A 5,780-nucleotide genomic window follows, 5' to 3' on the forward strand; every position below is an offset into this window, starting at 1 on the left:
CCACACGGGCATGGTGTAAAACATCAGCGCCGAACGGGCGACGGTCGTGAGATCGAGCGCGATGAAAAGCATCACGAACTCGAGGCTGAAGCACAGCCCCAAGGCCAGCCCAGCAGGAAGGCCACCGAGATCACCGAGCGCAAGCCAGCAAAGAACACCGGGCCAAAGCCCTCGTTGCCAACCTTGATAATCACCTGCCCGAAGGCCAGAACCAGCGAGAAGGTCACAAGCGAGGCCGCCCCGAAGGCGTCAATTCGATCTTTCCGCTCCATCGGCCCCTCGCCTATAACCTCCCCGAGCGCGGGGTATTTCCCGCCAGATGTTCACGAAGGCCGCCCCTCTGCAACCCCAGGCCGCAACCCCGAGGCGCCCCGCGCAATGTCCCTGCTCCAGATCACATCGCTCCTCATCGTGCTGGCCGCCGCCTTCGGCACCATCAACTACCTCGTGTTCAAACTGCCCTCCGCCATCGGCATCCTCGTCGTGGCGCTGCTGGCCTCCCTCGGCGTTCTGGCCTTCGATTTCATCTACCCCGCCTCCACGGTGGAAGAGAGCATCACCGCCGTTGTGAAGGGCATCGAGTTTTCCGATGCCCTGCTGGAGGGGATGCTGGGCCTCCTGCTCTTCGCCGGGGCGCTGCATGTGAAAATCGCCGACCTGCGCGCCGAATGGCCCGCCGTGCTGATGATGGCCACCATCGGCGTCGGCCTCTCCACCGCCATCGCCGGCGTGGGCTTTTCCTGGATCACAGGCATGCCGCTGCTGATCGCGCTGGTCTTCGGCGCCCTGATCTCGCCCACCGATCCCGTGGCGGTGCTCGGCGTGCTGCGCGAGGCCAAGCTGAACAAGCGGCTCGAAACCAAGATCGCCGGCGAAAGCCTGTTCAACGATGGCGTCGGCTACGTCGTTTTCCTCGTCCTCATCGGCCTCGCCTTTCCCGGCGCGGGCGGACATGGCGAAGAACCCGCCCAAGGCGCCGAACATGCCGACGGCACCGGCGCCATGCTGGCCGATGCCGCCACGCTCTTCGCGCAGGAGGCCCTCGGCGGCGCGGCCCTCGGCATGATCCTCGGCTGGATCACATGGCGGGTGATGCGCCGGATCAACGACTACTCTCTCGAAGTGCTCATCACCCTCGCGCTGGCCTTTGGCGGTTACGAGCTGGCGATCTGGCTCCATGTCTCGGCACCCATCATGGCGGTCTGCGCCGGGCTGCTCATCGGCGAGGTCAGTTACCGCGATGCCATGTCCGCCGAAACCCGCAACTACGTCGATGCCTTCTGGAAGCTGATCGACGAGATCCTCAACGCCGTGCTCTTCCTGCTGATCGGGGTCGAGATCTTCGCTATCAGCTTCGACGCCAGCTTCCTCACCTCCTCCGTGGCCGCCATCGCGCTGGCCCTGCTGGCCCGGCTCGCCGCCGTCGCGGTGCCGGTGCTCATCCTGCGCCCCTTCCGCACCATGCCCGAAAACGTCATCCCGGTGATGACATGGGGCGGGCTCAAGGGCGGCATCTCCATCGCGCTGGCCCTGTCGCTCCCCGATTCGGAGTGGAAGCCCCTGATTCTGACGACGACCTACGTGATCGTGCTGTTTTCGATCATCGTGCAGGGCCTCACGGTTGCACCGCTGGCCCGAAAACTGAACGGAAAGACGGCAGAAGAGTGACTGTTTCCAAGGTGGGAACATAGGCGCGCAGGCAAGATATTGGGGGCTGGCAAGTTTCGCCCACTACGTGAGGTTTACCCCGTAACCCATTGGGCGCATTGGCAACGCTCCGGCGGCAAGGCGGATTTTCGCAAGATTTTCGCTCGCCCCCGCCGGGACTCCGGGTAAGCTACCCCTCGCCTGACATAGAGGACCGCCCATGCCCTCACCTGCCACAGTCCGTGCGCTCGCGCCCGGCGACGAAGTCGCTTGGCGCAGGCTCTGGACCGACTATCTGACGTTCTACAAGGCCACCCGGCCCGAGGAGGTCTATGCGACCACCTTCGCCCGGCTGGTCGATCCGTCCGATCCCGGCACCTTCGGCTTCATCGCCGAAGTCGAGGGCCAGCCCGTGGGCCTCGTGAACTGCGTGATCCACCGCCACCTCTGGAGGGTCGAGGATGTCTGCTACCTCGGCGATCTCTACGTGGACCCCGAAATCAGGGGCACCGGCGCAGGCCGGGCGCTGATCGAGGCGGTCTATGACCATGCCGAGGCGCTGGGGGCGCCTTACGTCTACTGGATGACGCAGGATTTCAATACCGAGGCGCGCCAGCTCTACGACCGGATCGGTGAGCTGACGCCCTTCATCAAATACCAACGGAGAGCTGCCTGATGCTGTTGAACCGCTTGCTGCCTGCGGGTCTCGCCCTCTTTCTCGCCGCCTGTTCCTCTGCCACGATCCCGGATGTCGACGTGCCGCAGCGGCGCGAAAGCTACACCGGGTCGCTGCCGCCGATGCGCACCTTCTCCACACCCCGCGTCGCGCCCACCTGGCGCTCCAACGCCCAGCTTGCCGCCGACTTCCTCGAATTGAGCTTCCAGATGGAAAGCGGCCGCCGCCTGCCCCAGTTCTCACGCTTCGAAGGCCCGATCACGGTCGCGGTGAAGGGCAACGCCCCCGCCTCCCTGCCCGGCGACCTCTCGCGCCTAGTGCAACGCCTGCGCAACGAGGCGGGCATAAACATCAGCCTCTCCAAGCCTGGCAATCCCGCGCCGTCCATCACCGTTCAGGTCGTATCCAAACGCGAGCTTCAGCGGCTTGTGCCCCAGGCTGCCTGCTTCGTCGTGCCCAACGTCTCCAGCTGGGGTGAATTCCGAAAGGCCCGCCGCTCCCGCACCGTCGACTGGGCGGCGCTCTCCGAGCGCAAGCAGATCGCCGTCTTCATGCCCGGTGACGTGAGCCCGCAGGAGGTCCGCGACTGCCTGCACGAAGAGATCGCCCAGGCCCTCGGCCCGCTGAACGACCTCTACCGCCTGCCGGACTCCGTGTTCAACGACGATAACTTCCACACCGTGCTCACCGGCTTCGACATGCTCATGCTGCGGGTCTACTACGACCCGGCGCTGCGCTCAGGCATGGAGCGCAGCCAGGTGGCCTCGCGGCTGCCCGGAATCCTGTCGCGGGTCAACCCCGCCGGCAATCGCGGCGGCGGTGCGCAGGGCGGCTACACCCCGCGCGAATGGATCGACTCCATCGAAACCGCGCTCGGTCCGCGCGCTCGCCCGGCCACTCGCCTCGCAGCCGCCAAGAAGGCCGTGAACATCTCCAAGGCGCAGGGCTGGCGTGACAACCGGGCCGCCTTCTCGCTCTACGCGCTCGGGCGGCTGTCGCTCTCCGCCGAGCCCGAGCTGTCGCTGGCCAGCTTCCTGCAGGCCTCCCAGCTCTACCGGCGCAATCCCGAAACCCAGATCCAGGCCGCCCATGTGGCCATGCAGCTCGCCGCCTTCTCGCTCTCCGCGGGCCAGGCCGATGGCACCATCGGCCTGATCGACGAGGTGCTGCCCGCCGTGCGCCGCGCCGAGAATGCCGCGCTGCTCTCCACCCTGCTGCTTCTGAAGGCCGAGGCCTACGAGCTGATGGGCCGCACCGACACCGCCGCCAAGGTCCGCACCGAGGCGCTCGGCTGGGCGCGCTACGGCTTCGGCTCCGATGCGGTGGTCCGCGCACGCGTGTCCGAGATCTCGGCCCTCAAGCCGCGCGGGCGCACCGCGGTCAACTGATCGCCTGCGGCCTTTCCGCCGCAGCCCCGATCCCGCACTTTCGCCGGGGCGCCTTCTGCACTAAGAGGCGCCCCGTAACGCTTCGGGAACCCAGCACATGATCGTCCTCGCCGCCCTCGTCCTCGGTGCCCTCACCGGCTACCTGCAGGCCCGCCGCCGCAAGGGCGGCACACTCGACAAGCTGCAATACGCCGCCGTCTATGCCATCGTCTTCATGATCCTGGGGCTCTTCGCCACCATCGCGCTGGAAAAGCTGCTCTAACCGGCCGCGGCGCGGCCCGCGTGCTGGCCCATGTGCAGGTAGGTCTCGTCGTAGCGTTTCGAAAGGTGCTCACCGGCGCGTATGGGCACGCCCGCCCCCTGTGGGGCAACGTCCGCATCCCACTCCGGGTTGAAGAACAGCGGAATCGAGATCCGCTCCTCCGTGCCGCCCCGCACCCGGTGCAGCGTCGCCTTCACCTGCCCGCCAGACCACATCTCCAGCATCTCGCCGAAGTTGACGACGAAAGCCCCCGGCGCGGCGGCAACAGGCTCCCATTCGCCATCCCGGCGCAGCACCTCCAGCCCCGGGGCGCCATCGGTCGCCAGCAGGGTCAGGCAGCCGTAGTCGGTGTGCGGCGCAATGCCAAAATCCTTTTCCCCGGCCCAAGCGGGCCGCGCCGGGTAGAAGTTGGCGCGCAACAGCGCCATCGGATGCACGAACTTCTGCTGAAAATAGCTCCGGTCCTCCCCGATCGCCTCCGAGATCGCCCCCAGCAGCCGACGGCAAAATCCAAGCGCCTCGCGGTAATATCCCTCCACCTCCTCGCGAAAGCCCTCCGGCGCCTCCGGCCAGAGGTTGGCCGCATAATAGCGCTCCGGCGCGCCCGCATCCGCCGCCTCGGCCCACTCGAACCCGCAGTCGAACACCTCCTTGAGGTCCGGGTTGCTCTCCGGGTCCACCCGCTCGCTTCGCATCCCGCCCCAGCCCCGGTTGGAGCCGGTCTCGGCCATATCCACCGCCGCCTTCTGCTCATCGGGAAGGTGGAAGAAGGCCCGGTAGGTCTCGATCAGCTGCTGCATCCGCTCGGCGGCAAAGGGCGTGTTGTCCAGCACCATGAAGCCCACGTCCAGGGCGGCGGCGCGCACCGCCTCCAGCGGGCCGGCCTCGCCGTTCAACAGGGCCTCGGCATCAATCCGGGGGATCGTCTTCATCGCAACGGCACCTCGCGTTTCACGCCCACCTGATGCCGCAGGGCGCAACCGGGTGCAAGCGCAAGGCCGTCACTGTCTTTGGGCGTCCAGAAGGCTGTCGATCGGCGGCAGCTCGTCGCCCCGCGCCACCGGGTAATCCCGCGGGGCTTCTTCCACCGCCGCCGCGCTGTCGCGCTCACGGGCCACCTCGGCCATCGCCGCCGCAAGGCGCGGCAGCCCGGCCACCACGCGCACCGCTTCCGCCTGCGCCTCGATCACCTCGGCCTCCTGCCGCACGTCCGCAAGGCTGTCGTCTTTCGCAACGGCGGCACAGCCCCCGGCACCGCCATCCTCGCAAATCACCCGCTCACCGCGCAGCACCATCGCCGCGCCCCCCGGCAACCAGCCATTGCCCAGGGCCGCAGTGCGCGCCTCCAGCTCGGCCCGCGTCGGAAAGGCCCCGGCCCGGATCACCTGCGCGATCTCGGGCGCCAGCGCGCCGCTTTCCACATGCTCAGCCAGCAGCGCCTCCTGCCTCTGCTCCGCTGCACTCGGCCCGCGCGTAACGGCGCCTTCTGCCCCCGGCCGCCCTTCCGGTCGGATCGAGGTCGCGACAAGGCCGCTCTCGCGGCGGATAACCGGGCCGCGCGGCGCGGTCGCCTCTGTGCGTGGCCGCGTGCGCTCCACCCGGATATCCACGCCCATCTTTCGGCGAAAGTCCCGCCGCGCCTCGCGCAGGTCGCGCTCGAACTGCTTCAGCAGCCCCTGGCTCTGAGCCGGCACAGGCGCCTGCGCCACGGCCAGCGCCGCGATCATGGTCAGCAAAGGTGTAAAACGGAGTGTCATGGCAGCCTCCTCTGGCCGGCACCCATGCCCGCCCCTCACCAGTCAACACC

7 protein-coding genes are annotated in these 5,780 nt (G+C 67.7%); 4 read left to right on the forward strand and 3 right to left on the reverse strand.

The annotated features are described in order from the left end of the window. Window positions 1-71 precede the first annotated feature (71 nt). Window positions 72-272: a hypothetical protein gene (locus DYI42_RS22930; protein ID WP_213549313.1), complete on the reverse strand. Its 201-nt coding sequence runs from the start codon at window positions 270-272 to the stop codon at window positions 72-74. Between the two features lie 106 nt (window positions 273-378). On the opposite strand from DYI42_RS22930, the gene DYI42_RS22935 reads away from it, so the two are divergent. The 4 genes from DYI42_RS22935 to DYI42_RS22950 all read left to right on the forward strand — a co-directional run bounded on the left by DYI42_RS22935 (window position 379) and on the right by DYI42_RS22950 (window position 3,973). Then, entirely contained in the window at window positions 379-1,668 is a 1,290-nt protein-coding gene (locus DYI42_RS22935; RefSeq protein ID WP_213549315.1) for a cation:proton antiporter, read from the forward strand. Window positions 1,669-1,867: 199 nt separating this feature from the next. Beyond that, window positions 1,868-2,323 carry a GNAT family N-acetyltransferase gene (locus DYI42_RS22940; RefSeq protein ID WP_213549317.1) on the forward strand — a complete coding sequence of 152 codons (456 nt, stop codon included), beginning with the start codon at window positions 1,868-1,870 and terminating at the stop codon, window positions 2,321-2,323. Continuing rightward, window positions 2,323-3,711 (forward strand): DUF2927 domain-containing protein, encoded by a 1,389-nt coding sequence (locus tag DYI42_RS22945; RefSeq protein WP_213549319.1) that lies wholly within the window; start codon window positions 2,323-2,325, stop codon window positions 3,709-3,711. The genes DYI42_RS22940 and DYI42_RS22945 overlap by 1 nt, the downstream gene beginning before the upstream one ends. Before the next feature lie 97 nt (window positions 3,712-3,808). Beyond that, the gene (locus DYI42_RS22950) at window positions 3,809-3,973 is read left to right on the forward strand and encodes a hypothetical protein (RefSeq protein ID WP_213549321.1); all 165 of its coding nucleotides are present in this window, start codon (window positions 3,809-3,811) and stop codon (window positions 3,971-3,973) included. Here the strand turns inward: DYI42_RS22950 and DYI42_RS22955 are convergent. Together DYI42_RS22955 and DYI42_RS22960 are read right to left on the reverse strand one after the other, a co-directional pair. Beyond that, window positions 3,970-4,905, reverse strand: a complete 936-nt coding sequence (locus DYI42_RS22955; RefSeq protein WP_213549323.1) for an isopenicillin N synthase family dioxygenase — start codon at window positions 4,903-4,905, stop codon at window positions 3,970-3,972. The genes DYI42_RS22950 and DYI42_RS22955 overlap by 4 nt on opposite strands. Window positions 4,906-4,974: 69 nt before the next feature. Continuing rightward, window positions 4,975-5,730: a hypothetical protein gene (locus DYI42_RS22960; RefSeq protein ID WP_213549325.1), complete on the reverse strand. Its 756-nt coding sequence runs from the start codon at window positions 5,728-5,730 to the stop codon at window positions 4,975-4,977. Between the last annotated feature and the right edge of the window lie 50 nt (window positions 5,731-5,780).

It is taken from the genome of Vannielia litorea, assembly GCF_018424695.1.
GTDB lineage: Bacteria > Pseudomonadota > Alphaproteobacteria > Rhodobacterales > Rhodobacteraceae > Vannielia > Vannielia litorea_A.